Origin of the sequence: Mesorhizobium sp. M8A.F.Ca.ET.165.01.1.1 (genome assembly GCF_004792065.1) — a bacterium.
Lineage (GTDB): Bacteria > Pseudomonadota > Alphaproteobacteria > Rhizobiales > Rhizobiaceae > Mesorhizobium.
The window spans coordinates 44,719-60,428 of sequence record NZ_SRTH01000005.1 but is presented as its reverse complement, the minus strand read 5'-3'; the positions used below and the strand labels follow the sequence as shown (position 1 = coordinate 60,428).

Sequence of the window (15,710 nt, the reverse complement as noted above, 5' to 3'; positions counted from 1 at the left end):
GGAGATTGATGATGCCCAAGAACACGTCCATCACATTGGGTGATCAGTACGACGCCTTTATCCAGCGACAGATCGCGAGCGGCCGCTTCGGCTCAGCCAGCGAAGCCGTTCGCGCAGGCCTGCGTCTTTTGGAAGAACAGGAACTGAAGCTTGAGCAGCTTCGGGCTGCTATTGATGAGGGGGACAACTCTGGCGATCCCGAGCCATTCGACATCGAGGCTTTTCTCAAGTCCAAGAAACACCGGTGAAGCGGACCGTCCGGTTTTCACCGAAGGCGAAAGCAGACCTGGACGCCATATGGGACCATTCCTTAGGTGAATGGGGCGCGGAGCGAGCGGAGGCGTATATCCGCACCATCCACTCCGTGGTCAAACTTATAGATCAATTCCCAACGATCGCGAGAAGCGCCTCGAATATCCGTCCGGATTTGTTGAAGTATGCCGTCGGGTCACACGTGGTGTTTCTGCGAATGGGCCAGGGATCCATCAACGTCGTACGCATTTTGCATCAGCGCATGGACTATCCCAGGCATTTCTAGAAGGCTGTCCTGATCTTCGTATCGGAATTCGCAAACACCTCGTCCGGCACAAAGAAATCTCCCGCCAGCGGTCCGGTAGCCCCGGGCGCATAGACCGAGAAATCGTTGACGCCCTCGGCGCGCAGCACCTCCTCGTCGATGTAGAAATTGCCTGTTGCCTCGCGCGACGGCCGCATGAAGATCGCATGCGCGGCGTCGGCCATGATATCGGGCGAGCGGCTCATCGCCGCCACGGTCGCCCCGCCCAGGAGATTGCGCACCGCCGCCGTGTCGATGGTCGAGATCGGCCACAGCGAATTGACCGCGATGCCATCCCTGGCGAATTCCGCGCTCATGCCCAACGTGCACATCGACATGCCGAACTTGGCCATGGTGTAGGCGACGTGGTTCTTGAACCATTTCGCCTTCATGTCGAGCGGCGGCGCCAGATTCAGGATGTGAGGGTTTTTAGCCAACTTCAGGTGCGGAATGCACATTTTGGACACGAGGAAGGTGCCGCGCGCGTTGATCTGATGCATCAGATCATAGCGCTTCATGTCGGTTTCCAGCGTGCCGGTGAGCTGGATGGCACTGGCATTGTTGACGCAGATATCGATACCGCCGAATTTCTCGACGGTTTTGGCGACCGCGTCGGCCACCTGCGCTTCCTCGCGAATGTCGCACAGCACCGGGAGCGCCTTGCCGCCGGCCTGCTCGATCTCTTGCGCCGCGCTGTAAATCGTGCCCGGCAGCTTCGGATGCGGCTCGGCGGTCTTGGCCGCGATCGTCACATTGGCGCCATCGCGCGCGGCGCGCAGCGCGATCGCCAGCCCGATGCCGCGCGACCCGCCGGAGATAAACAGCGTCTTTCCCTCGAGCGACATTTTCTTCGCCTCCCTGCAACTTTTCGTCGGCGCGATCCTTGCCCGCGCCGCGGCGGGATACAAGAGCTTGCGACAGGAAGCCATGGTGACGCTGCGGAGGCCGATGGCACCCGGCGGAGCTGAATTTCGGTGACTGCATTGCCTACGCCACGGCAAGGCTCGAAGCCATGCCATTGCTTTTCAAGGGCGATAACCTTCGACTGACCGATATCGAAACGGCCGTCTGAGCAATATCAGACCAGCACCAGCCCCTGACGCATCGCAATGGCGATGGCATCCGTACGATTGGCGGCCCCGAGCTTGATCAGGATCGCGGCGACATGGAACTTCGCCGTGTGCACGGAAATGTTGAGCCGCCGCGCGATCACCTTGTTGGGCGCCCCTTCGGCAAGCAGCGCCAGCACTTCCGCCTCGCGCGGGGACAGCGCTGGCCGGGCGGCGTGCTCGTCCAAAACTTCATCCTCGAACGGCTCGCCTGCGTGGAAATCCTCGCGATGTCCGGGCGCGCGGCCATTGCCCGATATGCTGTAGCCAGCGGCGGCCAACCGCGCCGCCGCGGCGATCAGCAGGTCGTCCGCGCCGGCGGGCATGACGGCAAACACTTCGCCGGCAGGCCGCTCTGCGCTGGCACGCGCCGAGAGCAGCACCCGTGGCACCGAGGCCGGCACGGCATCACCGCTCCTGTCGTCGACGACCGCAACGTCGGCCCTGCCGCCGCCAACGACCATCGGCAACAGGTCGTCGCTGGCGGCAAGCGATGCCGCCAGGCGCTCGGCGCGTCCGGCATCGGCAAGCGCAATCAGCACCACCAGCCGCCGCGAAGCCGCACTGTCGGTCCCGATCCGGTCGCTGGCGAGTGTTTCCATCGATCCTCTCAGCTCAGCGGCTTTTCGCCGATAGTCAGCACGACGTCGCGCTGCTCGCCGCCGCGCACGACACCCAACGTCACCGAAGCGCCCGCGCTGTCGGGCCCGAGCCGGCGGATAAGGTCGCGCGGACCATGCACGGCCTCGCCGTTCCACGCCACGATGATGTCACCGAGCGAGAGGCCGGCGGCCTTGGCCGGGCCATTGTCGTCGAGGCTCATCACCATTGCGCCATGCGCGTCGCGGTCGCGAACCGGATGCAGGCCGGCGCCGAGATAGCCGCGCGCGACATGGCCCTTTTCGCGCAAGGTGGCGACGGCCCGTTCGATCGTCTCGTACGGCATGACCAGCGCGCGCCCGCGCGGCCCGAACAGCAGCATGCCGATCAGCGCGCCCTTGGCGTCGAGCACCGGGCCGCCCTCGAAGCGGCCGCCGGCGCCGACGGCCAGATTGATGCGCCGGTCGATCGTGCCGCCGCGCATCGAGCGCCAGGCCGGACCAACCTCGCCGACCGAGCCGGACACAGCCAGTGCCGAACCCTGGCTGTTGCCGATGGCAATGGCGATGTTGCCCGGCCGAACGGCATCGGCCTTGGCAAGGACAGGCGCGGTGGCCGCATTCGCCGGCTTCAGCAGGGCGACGCCCGTCGAAGGATCGCGACCGACCAGCTCGGCCTTCACTGTCTCGCCCGAAGCCAGCGTCAGTTCGATCTCCTCGCCGGCCTCGACGGCTTCCTCGGCGGTGACGAAATAACCGTCCCTCCAATGGAAGGCACTGGCCGTGCGGTGATGATGGGTGGTGAAGCTCGCCGTTGCGGGGGCGGCCTTGGCGGCCAGATCGGCGATGGCGTCTGAAAACGCGCTCAGATTGAAGTCGCTCATAAGGGTCTCCTGGGTTTCTTGCATGTCCCAGATATCGCTCGACGGCGCGCCTGCAGGTACTCGCCTGACGGCTAGTTGCTGGTTCGACTGGCCATCTGGTCAGGTCGCGGCGGTTCGGGCCGCTCCGCACATATAGTCACGAAAAAGCCTGAAAACACGGAACCCAACCGATGGCCCTCGCCGCCCGCAAAATCCAATCCGATGACACCTTGCTCGACGCCTATTCCGAAACAGTAGCCGACGCCGTCGACCGCATCGGCCCGGCGGTCTGCCGCATCGAGCGCATCGGCGGCCCGGGCGGCCATGGCTCGGGCTTCGTCATCGCGCCGGACGGCTTGGTCGTCACCAATTTCCATGTCGTCGGCGATGCCAAGACGGTGCGCGTCTCGATGCCGGACGGCGCTTCCAGCGAGGGCCGCGTGCTCGGCCGCGACCCTGACACCGACATCGCCCTGGTGCGCGCCGACGGCAGCTTCGCCGATGTGGCGCCGCTCGGCGATTCCAAGCGGCTGCGGCGCGGCCAGATCGCGATCGCCATAGGCAATCCGCTGGGCTTCGAATGGACCGTCACGTCAGGCGTCGTCTCGGCGCTCGGCCGCTCGATGCGCGCTTCGACCGGCAGGCTGATCGACGACGTCATCCAGACCGATGCGGCGCTCAACCCCGGCAATTCCGGCGGGCCGCTGGTGTCGTCGGCGGGCGAGGTGATCGGCGTCAACACCGCCATGATCCACGGCGCGCAAGGCATCGCCTTCGCCGTCGCCTCCAACACCGCCAGGTTCGTCATCTCCGAGATCATCCGCTTCGGCCGCGTGCGCCGCGCCTTCATCGGCATCTCCGCCGACACCGTCAATTTGCCGCGCCGCGCAGCACTCTTGTCGCAGGTCTCGACCAGCACGGCCGTACGGCTGCGCAGCGTCGAGAAGGACGGCCCGGCGGCCAAGGCGGGTCTCAAGGAAGGCGACATCATCGCCGCCATTGACGGACGACCGGTCACCGGCGTCGACGACCTCGTGCGCATGCTCGACGCCGAGCGCATCGGCCGCGAGACGCTGTGCACCGTGGTGCGCCGCACCGGCGTCAGCCAGGTGGCGGTGACACCGGTGGCAAGGGCGAGCTGAGGCGGCCGCTCAAGCCCCCGCCGCGCCTTCCGCATACTGCGCCAGGAACTCCTCGCTGGGCGGGATCGGCTTGATGACGTCGATCAGCACGCCGTTGGGGTCTTTGGTGATGAAGTGGCGCTGGCCGAAAGGCTCATCGCGCAGCGTGCGCAGGATCGGCAGGCCGGCAGCAAGGATCCGCTCATAGACCGCATCGGGATCCCTGACCTCGAAATTGATCAGCAGGCCCGAGGTCCGCCCTCGCCCCTCCTCCGGGACCGTCTCGTGGTCGCCCTGGACGATGCCGAGGTTCACCCTGCTGTTGTCCACCGATCGCAGGTGCACGTACCAGTCGCTCGTAAACAGGGCCCGGAAGTCGAAATGCTCGACATAGAAGGCCGCCGTGCCGGCGACATCGCCGGTCATCAGCACCGGATAGTAGCTCGTCGTCTTCATCTTTCCTTCTCCCGCCAATTAACATACAGTCTGCATGTAAATTCGATTAACATACAGGCTGCATGTATGCAACAGGAATCCGGACGCCGCTCGAACCGCGACCGCACCGAGGCGACACGCGCCGACCTGATCGCGGCGGCGCGCCAACTGTTTACGGAGAAGTCCTATGCCGAGACCGGCACGCCGGAGATCGTCGCCGCCGCCGGCGTGACGCGCGGCGCGCTCTACCACCACTTTGCCGACAAGCAGGCGCTATTCGCCGCCGTGGTCGAACAGGAGGCCGCGGCGGTGGCGAAAGAGATCGACCGCGCCTCCCTGCCTTCGCTCAGCCCCCGCGATGCGCTGATTGCCGGGTCAGAAGCCTATCTCACCGCCATGCGCGCGCCCGGCCGCACGCGGCTCTTGCTGCTCGACGGCCCGGCCGTACTCGGCCGTGCCGCCATGGATGCCATCGATAACCGCCACGGCAACCGCTCGCTGCGTGAAGGCCTTGTCGCGGCCATGCGCGCACGATCGATGACAAAGCTGCCGGCGGAGGCGCTGACAGCCCTGCTCGGCTCGGCTTTCGATCGGGCGGCGCTCGCCATCGAGGCGGGCGCATCAGCCGAGGACTACCGCGCCGTCCTTATGGCGCTGATCGACGGACTGTCGCGCGCCTGAAGTTGGTTCCTGGTCAGCTCGGTGTTCACGAGTAAAGCCCCCTCTCAGACCGGCAACCCGAGCTGCTTTCGCAGGCTCTTGTCGAATGCGGTCGCGGGGACGAAACGGCGCAGGAGACTGACCTGGCGCGCCATCTTTCCCGCCGTATAGCGCCTCTTCGGAGCGGGATCGGTGGCCGCTTTCAAGACCGTCGCCGCCACCGCTTCGGGCGCATCGCCGTTTTCCATCGATTTCCGCACGGCTAGGGTCATGCCGGCGCGCGCGGAGTCATAGATATCAAGCACCTGATCGGGAGCAGCGAGATTCTCCTCGAACGAGGTGCGTGTATAGGCGGGCTCGACCAATGCAACGCGAATGCCGAACGGGCGCAGTTCGTGGTCGAGTGATTCGGAATAGCCCTCGATGGCATGTTTGGTCGACGCATAAAGCGCGAAATAGGGAGCCGGGATGAACCCTTGTACCGAACTCAAATTGACGATCCTGCCCTTTCCCTGGCGCCGCATTGCCGGCAGCACCGCATTGGTCACGCGCAACACGCCGAAGACGTTCACGTCGAACAGTGCCTGGGCCTGTGCGGTCGAGGACTCCTCCGCGCCGCCAAACAGACCCATCCCGGCATTGTTGACAAGCAGGTCGATGCGTCCGGCCTTGGCCAGAACGTCATCGACCAGTTTCGCCACGGACGCGTCATCGGTCACGTCGCAGGTCAGCATGGTGACGCCGTCGGTCCTCTCGCCCGCCGCGCGACGGCTGGTTCCGAACACGCGAAAGCCCGCCTCGAGCAGGGCCTTGGCCGTTGCGTGCCCGATGCCGGAGGACGCCCCGGTGACCAGGGCGACGCCGAGATTGGTTTTGTTCATGGAAATTCTTTCTTAGGCCAGGGTTGCGTTTGGAAAATGTGGCCCGCTGGTCGTCCAGGGCCGGCGGCTCATCGGCGGCCGCTCCGGCGCTCGTACCGGCTGGCTAGTCAGTCCAGCGCCGGAACAACGCACTGGCGTTAACCCCGCCAAATCCGAAGCCATTGGAGATCGCGTAGTCCATCTCCATTGGCCGAGCGTGGTTTGCGACGAAGTCGATCCCGTCGCCGGCCGGATCGGGGGCGCTCAGGTTGAGGGTCGGCGGTGCGACCTGGTCCCTGAGCGCCAGCACCGTGAAGATGGCTCCAAGCCCGCCGGCGGCTCCGAGCAGATGTCCGGTCGCCGACTTCGTTGCGCTGACCGCTATGCCGAAGTCCGCGCCGAAGACCCTTTTGATCGCCTCGATCTCTCCCGCATCGCCGACCGGCGTGGAGGTCGCGTGCGCGTTGAGATGGCGGACTTCCCGTGCCGAAATGCAGGCTTGGGCGATCGCGATCTCCATAGCCCGGCGCGCACCGTCGCCATCCTCGGGTCCGGACGTGATGTGATAAGCGTCCGCCGTCGTGCCGTAGCCGACGAGCTCGGCCAGCGGCTTGGCGCCGCGCGCAAGCGCATGGCTCAAGGACTCGACGACCAGGATTCCGGCTCCTTCGCCCATGACGAAGCCGTCTCGCAGCATGTCGAACGGACGGGACGCCTGATCGGGACGGTGATTGAAGGAGGTCGAAAGGGAGCGTGCCGCGGCAAAGCCGCCGAGGCTGACCGCATTCATGCAGGCTTCCGTTCCGCCGCAGACCGCGATGTCGGCCTCATTGGCGCGGATCAGACGCGCCGCATCGCCGATCGCCTGGATGCCGGCCGCGCAGGCCGTCACCGGAGCGCCGAGCGGACCCTTGAACCCGTGTCGGATCGAAATTTGTCCCGCTGCCATGTTCACCAGGAAAGATGGCACGGTGAACGGCGAGAGACGCCGAACACCGCGCTGGTCGACGGTTCGCACGGCTTCGGTTATCGCGGGAAATCCTCCGACACCCGAAGCGATGATCGTCGCGGTGCGGGCCCTGTCATCGTCCGAGACCGGCTTCCACCCCGCCTGGGCCAGCGCCTCTTCCGCCGCCGCCAGTGCAAAGACAATGAAGCGGTCCGCCCTGCGCTGTTCCTTCGGAGCCAGGACGGTGTCTGGATCGAAGCCGGCTTCGGGGTCTTCCTGCAACGAGGGAACCGTTCCGCCGACCTTCGCCGGCAGGTCTCCCACCATTTCGGCCGGCAGGCTCCTTATGCCCGAGCGGCCAGCCAGGAGCCGGGACCAGGACGTCGCCACGCTGGCCCCAAGAGGGCTGACTGCTCCCATGCCTGTAATAACGATCCGACGCATCTCTACTCCAGCTGTCATTCTGCTTGATCCGTTCGCGTGATGGCGCAGCGCGGGCGCCCGGTCGCGATAACCGCCTCTATTCCTGCGCGGCCGCAATTCGCCTGACTTCGCCGGCGGCGGCATCGAGAAAACCCTGCGACATCTCTTCATCCTTGAGGATACGGGAGATCGTCACGGCACCTACCATCAGAGACAGCATCGCCATGGCCTTGCGATGGGTTTTTGGACCTTTTGCCGCCGGCATCAATTCGTCGAGAACCTCGAGGTGGGCTGCAATGCCATCCTGGAATGGCGCCCTGACCTCCTCGCCTTGGCGCGCCGCGTCCGAACCAAGCGCCACGATCGGACAACCGTCGCTCTTCTCTTCGCGATGCCCTGTTGAAAGGTAGAGCCCGATAAGGGCTTCAAGGGGGTCGGGGCTTCCGGCAGCAACAGCCGACCATCTGCGGGTCGCGTGTTCCATCGCTCGCCGCGATGCCTGCGCTGCCAGATCCTCCTTGGAGTCGAACTGCTTGTAAAAGGCGCCTTGGGTCAGCCCGGCACCCTTCATCAGATCCTTCAGCCCGATACCGTCAAAGCCGTGCTCTCGAAAAAGCCGGCTCGCCGCGTTGATCACCGCGTCGCGATTTGCTTCCGCCTGTGTGCGACTGACTCGCATCTCGACTCCCAATTTAGATTTCGTTCGACATCTATAACAAGGATAGAGTTTGAACGCAATCTAATTTGAATCCCTCCCTCCGCGGCAGAGGATGGAATGGCGACGCAACCGGAACGCTCGTATCTCGTTATGTCAGGGCTCAACTCATCCCTCGAGGCTTACATTGGGACCGACAGATGAAAAAGACCTATGAAAAACCGACGCTACGCAGACGTGGGAGATTGACGGCCCGCACGGCGCAGATCGTGGTTTCCGGGGTGACGGTGATCCGGTGATGTCCGCGGCGGGACCTGGAAGTTCGGCTGCGAGTTGCCAGGTCAGATACCGGAACCAGAAGCGCCATGGGTCTCCGGCTCGTCCTCGGGCACCTCGCCGGGCTCGAATTCGTTGAAGCAGCCGAGCCCGCGCTTGAAGCGGTCGATCAGCCACGCGGCAGCCGGCTTCGGGCTGCGGTCGTTGCGGTGCATGGCAAACAAGGGCGAGCTCGTTTCCTGGTAGGGTTCGAGATCAAGTTCCACCAGGCGGCCACTGGCCAGATCGTCGGCGATCAGCCAGCGCGGCAGCCCGCCCCAACCCAGCCCCTCGCGCATCAATATGTGCTTGGTGCGCATGTCGGTCAGTCGCCAGGTGCGATAGGCGAAGACGCCGTAATCGCGTCCCTTGGTGCGCTCGGACTGGTCAATGACGACGAGCTGCGTGTGCTCGCGCACATCCTCGAGCGCCACTGGCTTCGGCAGCAGCGCCAGTGGATGGTTGGGTGCGGCCGCCGGCACCAGGGACATGAAGCCGATGCGCACGAGGTGCACGTCGACATCCCCCAGCAAGCCGCCAATGCCGAGATCCGCCTGGCCGCTGACGACGAGATCGGGAATGAGGCCGAGCGTGCCGATATGCAGGCGCAGCGTCACGGTCGGGAACTGCTTCTCGAACGCCTTCAGCACCCGCACCAGCACGGGTGAAGGCAATGCCACGTCGACCGCCAGCGCCACCTCGGCCTCCAGCCCATGATGGTGGCCGTCGGCGCGTGAGCGGATGCGCTGCAGCACGCTCACCATGCGCCGCGCGTCTTCCAGCATGGCCCGGCCGATCTCGGTCAGTAGCGGCTCGCGCGTGCCCTCGCGCTCGAACAGCTTCAGCCCAAGCTGCGCCTCGAGATTGGCGATGCCGTAGCTGATGACGGATTGCGCCCGGTTGAGCTTGCGGCCCGCGGCCGAGAAACTGCCGGTGTCGGCAACGGCGACAAGGATCTGGAGCTGGTCGAGGGTCGGGTTCGGCTGCATTTATCCTATCCATTCGATAGATGGATCATATAGAAAATATACCAGTTTATCTGATGGATCGATAGCCCCATATGGAGCGGGACAATTCATTCCACTGGAGAGACCCGCTATGTCCATTCTTCTTGTTACCTCGAGCCCGCGCGGCGCTGCCTCGCACTCGACCCGCATCGCCACCGAATTCGCCCAGAAGCTTCTGGCCGCCGACCCGTCGAACACGCTGGTCGTGCGCGATCTCGTCGCCAACCCGCTGCCGCATATCGATACCGATTATGCGACCGGCATCTACACCCCGGTTGAAGCGCGCACCCCGCGCCAGGCCGAAGTGGTGGGCGTTTCCGACGTCGTGCTCGACGAGTTGTTCGCCGCCGACACGGTGATCCTCGCCACCGGCTTCATCAACTTCAACATCTCCTCGACGCTGAAGTCATGGGTCGACCACATCGCCCGCTCCGGCCGGAGCTTTGCCTATGGCGAGAACGGCCCCAAGGGCCTCGTCACCGGCAAGAAGGTCTATATCGTGCTGGCTTCGGGCGGCATCTATTCCGAGGGCGCGGCCGTGCAGTTCGATCACGCCATTCCCTATCTGCGCGGCGTGCTCGGCTTCCTCGGCATGACCGATGTCGATGTCATCCGCATCGAAGGCGTCGGCATGGGGCCCGACGCGGTCACCGCGGCGCTCGCCAAGGCGACCGCCAAGGTCGATGCCGTGGTGGCCAGCCAGCAGGCCGCTGCCGCCGCGTAAGGCTCGCGATCATCTGAACTCGAAAGGCAGGCGTTCGCGCGTGCCTTTTTCGTTTTAGCCAATGAAAAGCCTGAGCAGGCCCGCCGAAGCGACGCCGATCAGCACGGTCGGCAGCATCGAAAGCCGCGTCGCGGCGATGAAGGTGATGGCCAGCGCCAGAAGGTCGGCGGGATTGCGCGACACGAAGGCCGGCGCGATGACCGAGATCAGCACGCAACCGGGTGCCGCCTCCATCACCGCGGTCGCCCGCGCGCTCAGCACACGGTTGCGCAGGACGACATAGCCGCCGATCCGTGTGAGATAGGTGACGCCGGCCATCAGCACGATGGTGAAAAGGGTTGTCATGTCGATCATGCATCACCTGCCATCAACCAGGCAGCAAGCAGCCCCGACACCGCACCCGCCGCGACATACCAGGCGCCGGGAATGAAGAGATAGACAAGGGCCGCGACGACTAGGCTGACCAGCCAGGGCCGCGCCGCCGCCACGCTCTTCCACATGCCGCGCATCAGCACCAGGAAGACGGCCGGAAACGCCATGTCGAAACCATAGGTCCCGACATCGCCCAGCATCGGGCCGAGCAAGGCGCCGAGCGAGGTGAAAGCCACCCAGGTGAGATACATCGCCAGCGCGGCGCCCATATAGTAGCGCGGGCTGAAGGCCGGGCCGATGCCCGCGGCGGCGCGCTGCTTGGCGTCGGCCAGGCCCAGCGCCCAGCTTTCGTCGCACATGAGGAACAGCGCCGGGAAAACCTTGCGCCGCGGCAGTTCGCGCAGGAATGGCGCCAGCGCCGCTCCCATCAGCAAATGACGGCTGTTGACCAGGAAGGTGATGGCGACGATGAGGAGGATATGCGGCGGCGACGTCCACAGCTGGATCGCCGCGAATTCCGAGCCGCCGGCGAAGTTCAACCCGGTCATCATCGATAACTCGACCGTGCTCAGCCCCTTCTGCGTGACCTGGGCGCCAAGCACCAGCGCGTAGGGAATGGTGCCGACCAGCACCGGCGCGCAGGACGTCACACCACGACGGAACTCGGATTGCGAACCATTGCCGGCCGCTTCGACTGCCTGTGAAATGCTCATGGTCTGCCATAGGCCAGCCTCACAGCCGCCCTGCCCTGCGTTTGAAATTTCTTGGGTGTCAGGAGCAAAACATACCCACACTTCTCGGCAATTTGGTTGCGAAGATTGTTGTCCTTGAGCCAATTTTGGCATTCAATGTCACATATTGCCAGGAAAATGGAATTCAACACCATGAAGCTCGACGACATCGACAAGCGCATCCTGCGGGCGCTGCAGCGCGACGGCCGCATGGCCAACAATGATCTGGCAAATGAGGTCGGCCTGTCGCCCTCGCCTTGCCTGCGGCGCGTCAAGCTGCTGGAGGAAGCCGGCATCATCGACCGCTATGTCGCCGTGATCAATCCGGCCAGCATCGGCAAGGGCCTCACCTTCTTCACCCGCATCTGGCTGAAGGCGCAGGACGAGGACACGATCGAACATTTCGCCACCGAGGTGGCCAAGCTGCCGCAAGTGATGGAATGCTATCTCATGCTGGGCGACTGCGACGCCATGGTGCGCGTGGTGGCAGCCGGCATCGACGACTACCGCCGCTTCCAGTCGGAACATCTCAGCCGCATCAAGGGCGTGCAGAACGTCAAGACCGACGTGCCGAGCCAGACGATCAAATACACGTCGGAACTGCCGATCTAGGACAAGCCAGGAATGCAGCAGCTTGCAACTCGAAAGCACGATCGAAAATGGAGGTCAAATCCAGGGAGCCAGTATTTCGGGGCACCGCCGCAATCCGGGCATCCAGACTGGATAAAAAATGCAACCGGATTGTAGGATGAACGCCGATGCCGGCGTCCTACGGACGCAAGGGCACGGCGAAGCTGGACCGTGCCGCCTCAAGACTGCGTTCCGGCATGGGAGAAAACCATGAACCTTTCCTACCGTTGGGTCATCGTCGCGGCTGGCGCGCTGATGTCCTGCGTCGCCATCGGCACCATGTTCTCGCTGGCGATCTTCCTCGAACCCATGGCGCTCGATACCAACTGGTCGCGCGCGGGCATTTCGAGCGCCATGACACTCAACTTCCTGGTAATGGGCCTCGGCGGATTCGCCTGGGGCGCCCTGTCCGACCGCTTCGGCGCCCGCATCGTCGTGACGATCGGTGCCGTGCTGCTCGGGCTGGCGCTGGTGCTGGCAAGCCGCGCCGGTTCGCTTCTCACCTTCCAGATCACCTATGGCGTGCTCGTCGGGCTTGCGGCCAGCGCCTTCTTCGCGCCCATGATCGCGCTGACCTCAGGCTGGTTCGACACCAATCGCGGGCTGGCGGTATCGCTGGTCTCGGCCGGCATGGGCGTGGCGCCGATGACGATCTCGCCCTTGGCCCGCTGGCTGATTTCGGCCTATGAATGGCGCACCGCCATGTTCGACATCGGCCTCCTGGCCTGGGTGCTCCTATTGCCCGCCGTCCTTCTGGTGCGCCAGCCGCCGAAGCCCGCCGCCTCCGATGCGGCCGCGGCGCCAGTCGCCGAAGGCGCCGGCCTGACGGTCGGGCAGGCGCTGCGCTCGCCGCAATTCATCGTGCTGGGGCTGACCTTCTTCGCCTGCTGCGCGGCCCATTCCGGCCCGATCTTTCACATGGTCAGTTACGCCATGCTGTGCGGCGTCGCCCCGATGGCCGCTGTCTCGATCTACAGTGTCGAGGGTCTGGCTGGCCTCGGCGGCAGGCTGCTCTACGGCGTGCTTGCCGACAGGCTGGGCGTCAAGCCGGTGCTGATCGCCGGGCTGGCGATCCAGGCGATCGTCATTGCCGCCTATCTCTCGATCAGCCAGCTCGACCAGTTCTATATGCTGGCCGTCATCTTCGGCGCCACCTATGGCGGCGTCATGCCGCTCTACGCGGTGCTGGCGCGTGAATATTTCGGCCAGCGCATCCTCGGTACCGTGTTCGGTGCCGCCACCATGCTCTCCAGCCTCGGCATGGCGCTGGGGCCGCTTGCCGGCGGCATGATCTTCGACGCCTATGCTAGCTACCATTGGCTGTTCATCGGCTCGGCTCTCATCGGACTGGGCGCCGCGGGCATAGCCATCGCCTTCCCGCCGCTGCCACGCAGGACGTTGCAGACGGCATAACATGCATAAAATCAGAAGCCTACAGCAGGTCGGGCGAATCCTATTCGCCGCGACATGCTGTAGGCACGGCCGCGCGGCAATCGCGGCCAGATAACAAACGGGCTTGACGGGCCAATGGCCGGTCAAGCCACCGCCTGCTTCGGCGTCACGCCGACTTGAGGACCGTGAACGGCCGTTTTTGAACGGCCCGTTTGGCCTGGAAAATCGCGGCCGGAGCCGGGCGGCCGACATGAAAGCCCTGGACCTTGTCTATGCCGAACTGGCGCATGAGGAGCATCTGCTCCTCGGTCTCCACCCCTTCGACCAGGATTTTGTGGCCGCGATTTCTGACCAGCGCGATGATGTCCTGCAGCATCGCCATGCCCTTGGGGGTGCCGCAGTCGTGGAGAAACGAGCGGTCGATCTTGACCGTATCGAAATCGATGAGACGAAGCCACGAAAGGCCGGCGAAGCCCGTCCCGAAATCATCGAGCCAAATCCTGATCCCGAGCAGCTTCAGGTCGCTGATGCAGCGCAGGATGTCGGAGTGCATCTCCATCTCCAGGCCTTCGGTGATCTCGAAGGCCAGCCTGTTGCCGGTCACGCCGGTCTCGCCCAGAATGGTGGCGACCGATGTCGCGAAGCCGGGCGTCTTGAGCTGGATCGGCGAGACGTTGACGCTGACGACACGCACGTGATCCTGCGCCAGGAGTTCGGCGCACACGGTCCTTATTGCCCAACGCCCGAGCTCGAGGATGGCGCCGGTTCGCTCCGCGACGGGAATGAACAGGCTCGGCGGAACCAAGGTGCCGTCCAGCATCTTGAGGCGCATCAGCGCCTCCACGGCCTCGACCCTGCCCGACGCGACGTCCTGGATGGGCTGATAGACGAGCGAAACGAGATCCTGGCCGATCGCGATCTTCAGCAAAGCCGCCAGGTTCTCGCTCTCGTCGCTGCTCTGGGGATCGGTCGGATCGAACAGCCGGACACAGTTTCGGCCGCTGGCTTTTGCCAGATAGAGCGCTCGATCGGCCTCGTGGATGATCTTTTCCAGCTTGGCGGCGGTCTGCTTCCTGGTGAATGCGGCGCCCACGCTCGCCGTCACGATCGCGATGCCGTCCCGCCGCAACTCGTGCGCGATCGCCAGGTTCTCGACCGTGCGGCAAATGGCTTCCGCGAGATCCGCGACCTGGTCTTTCCTGCCCATGCGGGCCAGGACGATGAATTCCTCACCGCCATAGCGGCCGATGGAGCCGTCATATTGCTTGATCAGCTCGCTGAGCGCATTGGCGACCTGGATCAGGCAACGATCGCCTTCCTGATGGCCATAGCAGTCGTTGAACTTCTTGAAGAAGTCGACGTCGATGAGGATCGCCGCAAAACCATGGCCAAGCTTTTGCCAGTCATTCCAGTAGTCGCGCAGTTTCTCGTCGATCGCGCGCCGGTTCTCCAGACCTGTAAGCGGATCCGTCCGTGACAGCCTGAGCAGGGCCTTGCCGCGCTCGGTGGCCTCATTGTGCTGGATCTTGGCTTCCAGCGCGTTGAGGAAGACGTTGTAGCGCTCTTCGTTCAGCTTCCAGTTCACATAGGACGTGAACGTGAAGCACGAAACGTAGAAAGTGCCAAATACCATCTTGTATGTCAGCGACGCCGGCAGAAAGTAGTTCACCACATACAAGATACACAAAATTATGGTCGACGTTATGATCGACACTTTGAACCGGAACGTGAAGAAAAGATTGGCACTCATCATGAAGATGGTGCCGAAGACCATGTAATAGGCGACGCTTTCCTTGTTCGCGCCCATGGAGGCAGGGCCAAGCCAGCCGAGATAACCGAAGATGATGGCCCCGGCGCAGGTCACGTCAAGCCAGTCCGTGGCGACTCCCCGGCGAAGCTGTGCTTCCAGAACCAACAGTGCGGTCAGTCCGACAGCGAAGCGGGCCGTGATCGTAAGGGCCGCGACATCCGGTATCAGCAGCAGATCCGATACCGAAAACAAGACATAGATGACGACGGCGATCCAAAGGCCCGGCCTGGCCTCCTTTCTTCGCTTCGCCTGGGCTTCCGTCCGGTAAAGGATGCGAAGTTCAGCGGCCCCCAGTTCCTGGCGCGGGTCGTGCGGTTCCGAATCCACCGCATCTGCCACTCTGGACGACGCGCGTTCGTTCACGACGAATCCCGGCTGAAGGGCATCTCGCGTTCCGAATTCTTTTGCAGCTTCTGCCCCCAACGCAGACCGACTCCTTGGGCACGACACGTCTTGCCGCGCGATCAAATGCAATGATGCAGGACAAGTTTCCGTTAAC

At 64.0% G+C, this 15,710-nt stretch carries 19 protein-coding genes; 8 read left to right on the top strand and 11 right to left on the bottom strand.

What is annotated here, in order from left to right:
- Positions 1 to 8: 8 nt before the first annotated feature.
- Both EN808_RS16190 and EN808_RS16185 read left to right on the top strand, forming a co-directional pair.
- Positions 9 to 248, top strand: a complete 240-nt coding sequence (locus tag EN808_RS16190; protein WP_245464295.1) for a type II toxin-antitoxin system ParD family antitoxin — start codon at positions 9 to 11, stop codon at positions 246 to 248.
- A complete protein-coding gene (locus EN808_RS16185) occupies positions 245 to 538 on the top strand; it encodes a type II toxin-antitoxin system RelE/ParE family toxin (protein WP_127276902.1) in 294 nt (97 codons plus the stop codon). The genes EN808_RS16190 and EN808_RS16185 overlap by 4 nt, the downstream gene beginning before the upstream one ends.
- On the opposite strand, the gene EN808_RS16180 is transcribed toward EN808_RS16185, so the two are convergent.
- The 3 genes from EN808_RS16180 to EN808_RS16165 form a co-directional block, all read right to left on the bottom strand.
- Positions 535 to 1,401, bottom strand: a complete 867-nt coding sequence (locus EN808_RS16180; protein ID WP_127870074.1) for an NAD(P)-dependent oxidoreductase — start codon at positions 1,399 to 1,401, stop codon at positions 535 to 537. The two genes, EN808_RS16185 and EN808_RS16180, sit on opposite strands and share 4 nt — an antisense overlap.
- 233 nt (positions 1,402 to 1,634) lie before the next feature.
- A complete protein-coding gene (locus EN808_RS16170; protein WP_135867290.1) occupies positions 1,635 to 2,267 on the bottom strand; it encodes a helix-turn-helix transcriptional regulator in 633 nt (210 codons plus the stop codon).
- 8 nt (positions 2,268 to 2,275) lie between these two features.
- A complete protein-coding gene (locus EN808_RS16165) occupies positions 2,276 to 3,148 on the bottom strand; it encodes a S1C family serine protease (RefSeq protein WP_135916361.1) in 873 nt (290 codons plus the stop codon).
- Positions 3,149 to 3,318: 170 nt separating this feature from the next.
- On the opposite strand from EN808_RS16165, the gene EN808_RS16160 reads away from it, so the two are divergent.
- The gene (locus tag EN808_RS16160; protein WP_135916360.1) at positions 3,319 to 4,269 is read left to right on the top strand and encodes a trypsin-like peptidase domain-containing protein; all 951 of its coding nucleotides are present in this window, start codon (positions 3,319 to 3,321) and stop codon (positions 4,267 to 4,269) included.
- Positions 4,270 to 4,278: 9 nt separating this feature from the next.
- Here the strand turns inward: EN808_RS16160 and EN808_RS16155 are convergent, their stop codons facing one another.
- The gene (locus EN808_RS16155) at positions 4,279 to 4,704 is read right to left on the bottom strand and encodes a VOC family protein (RefSeq protein WP_135882332.1); all 426 of its coding nucleotides are present in this window, start codon (positions 4,702 to 4,704) and stop codon (positions 4,279 to 4,281) included.
- A gap of 66 nt (positions 4,705 to 4,770) precedes the next feature.
- On the opposite strand from EN808_RS16155, the gene EN808_RS16150 reads away from it, so the two are divergent.
- The gene (locus EN808_RS16150; protein WP_135916359.1) at positions 4,771 to 5,364 is read left to right on the top strand and encodes a TetR/AcrR family transcriptional regulator; all 594 of its coding nucleotides are present in this window, start codon (positions 4,771 to 4,773) and stop codon (positions 5,362 to 5,364) included.
- A 44-nt stretch (positions 5,365 to 5,408) separates the two neighbouring features.
- Here the strand turns inward: EN808_RS16150 and EN808_RS16145 are convergent, their stop codons facing one another.
- From EN808_RS16145 to EN808_RS16135, 3 genes are all read right to left on the bottom strand, one after another.
- Positions 5,409 to 6,224 (bottom strand): oxidoreductase, encoded by an 816-nt coding sequence (locus EN808_RS16145; protein WP_135916358.1) that lies wholly within the window; start codon positions 6,222 to 6,224, stop codon positions 5,409 to 5,411.
- 103 nt (positions 6,225 to 6,327) lie between these two features.
- Complete coding sequence (fabF, locus tag EN808_RS16140; RefSeq protein ID WP_135916357.1) at positions 6,328 to 7,596, bottom strand: beta-ketoacyl-ACP synthase II; 1,269 nt, start codon at positions 7,594 to 7,596, stop codon at positions 6,328 to 6,330.
- A gap of 76 nt (positions 7,597 to 7,672) precedes the next feature.
- The gene (locus EN808_RS16135; RefSeq protein WP_127870067.1) at positions 7,673 to 8,254 is read right to left on the bottom strand and encodes a TetR/AcrR family transcriptional regulator; all 582 of its coding nucleotides are present in this window, start codon (positions 8,252 to 8,254) and stop codon (positions 7,673 to 7,675) included.
- Positions 8,255 to 8,430: 176 nt separating this feature from the next.
- On the opposite strand from EN808_RS16135, the gene EN808_RS36335 reads away from it, so the two are divergent.
- The gene (locus tag EN808_RS36335; RefSeq protein ID WP_189343773.1) at positions 8,431 to 8,529 is read left to right on the top strand and encodes a putative RiPP precursor; all 99 of its coding nucleotides are present in this window, start codon (positions 8,431 to 8,433) and stop codon (positions 8,527 to 8,529) included.
- 42 nt (positions 8,530 to 8,571) lie between these two features.
- On the opposite strand, the gene EN808_RS16130 is transcribed toward EN808_RS36335, so the two are convergent.
- On the bottom strand, positions 8,572 to 9,534 hold the full coding sequence (locus tag EN808_RS16130; protein WP_135916356.1) for a LysR family transcriptional regulator: 963 nt from the start codon (positions 9,532 to 9,534) through the stop codon (positions 8,572 to 8,574).
- 109 nt (positions 9,535 to 9,643) lie between these two features.
- Between EN808_RS16130 and EN808_RS16125 the strand changes: the two genes are divergently transcribed.
- Positions 9,644 to 10,276 (top strand): FMN-dependent NADH-azoreductase, encoded by a 633-nt coding sequence (locus tag EN808_RS16125; protein WP_135867284.1) that lies wholly within the window; start codon positions 9,644 to 9,646, stop codon positions 10,274 to 10,276.
- 54 nt (positions 10,277 to 10,330) lie between these two features.
- Here EN808_RS16125 and EN808_RS16120 read toward each other — a convergent pair whose 3' ends face one another.
- Both EN808_RS16120 and EN808_RS16115 read right to left on the bottom strand, forming a co-directional pair.
- Complete coding sequence (locus EN808_RS16120) at positions 10,331 to 10,630, bottom strand: AzlD family protein (RefSeq protein WP_135882326.1); 300 nt, start codon at positions 10,628 to 10,630, stop codon at positions 10,331 to 10,333.
- Positions 10,627 to 11,361, bottom strand: coding sequence for an AzlC family ABC transporter permease (locus tag EN808_RS16115; protein WP_135916355.1), 735 nt, complete (start codon positions 11,359 to 11,361; stop codon positions 10,627 to 10,629). Before EN808_RS16115 ends, EN808_RS16120 begins: the two co-directional genes overlap by 4 nt.
- Before the next feature lie 171 nt (positions 11,362 to 11,532).
- On the opposite strand from EN808_RS16115, the gene EN808_RS16110 reads away from it, so the two are divergent.
- Both EN808_RS16110 and EN808_RS16105 read left to right on the top strand, forming a co-directional pair.
- Positions 11,533 to 11,991 carry an Lrp/AsnC family transcriptional regulator gene (locus EN808_RS16110; protein ID WP_015316228.1) on the top strand — a complete coding sequence of 153 codons (459 nt, stop codon included), beginning with the start codon at positions 11,533 to 11,535 and terminating at the stop codon, positions 11,989 to 11,991.
- Between the two features lie 228 nt (positions 11,992 to 12,219).
- Positions 12,220 to 13,422, top strand: a complete 1,203-nt coding sequence (locus EN808_RS16105) for an MFS transporter (protein WP_135882324.1) — start codon at positions 12,220 to 12,222, stop codon at positions 13,420 to 13,422.
- A gap of 145 nt (positions 13,423 to 13,567) precedes the next feature.
- Here EN808_RS16105 and EN808_RS16100 read toward each other — a convergent pair whose 3' ends face one another.
- Entirely contained in the window at positions 13,568 to 15,574 is a 2,007-nt protein-coding gene (locus tag EN808_RS16100; RefSeq protein WP_135916354.1) for an EAL domain-containing protein, read from the bottom strand.
- Positions 15,575 to 15,710 lie beyond the last annotated feature (136 nt).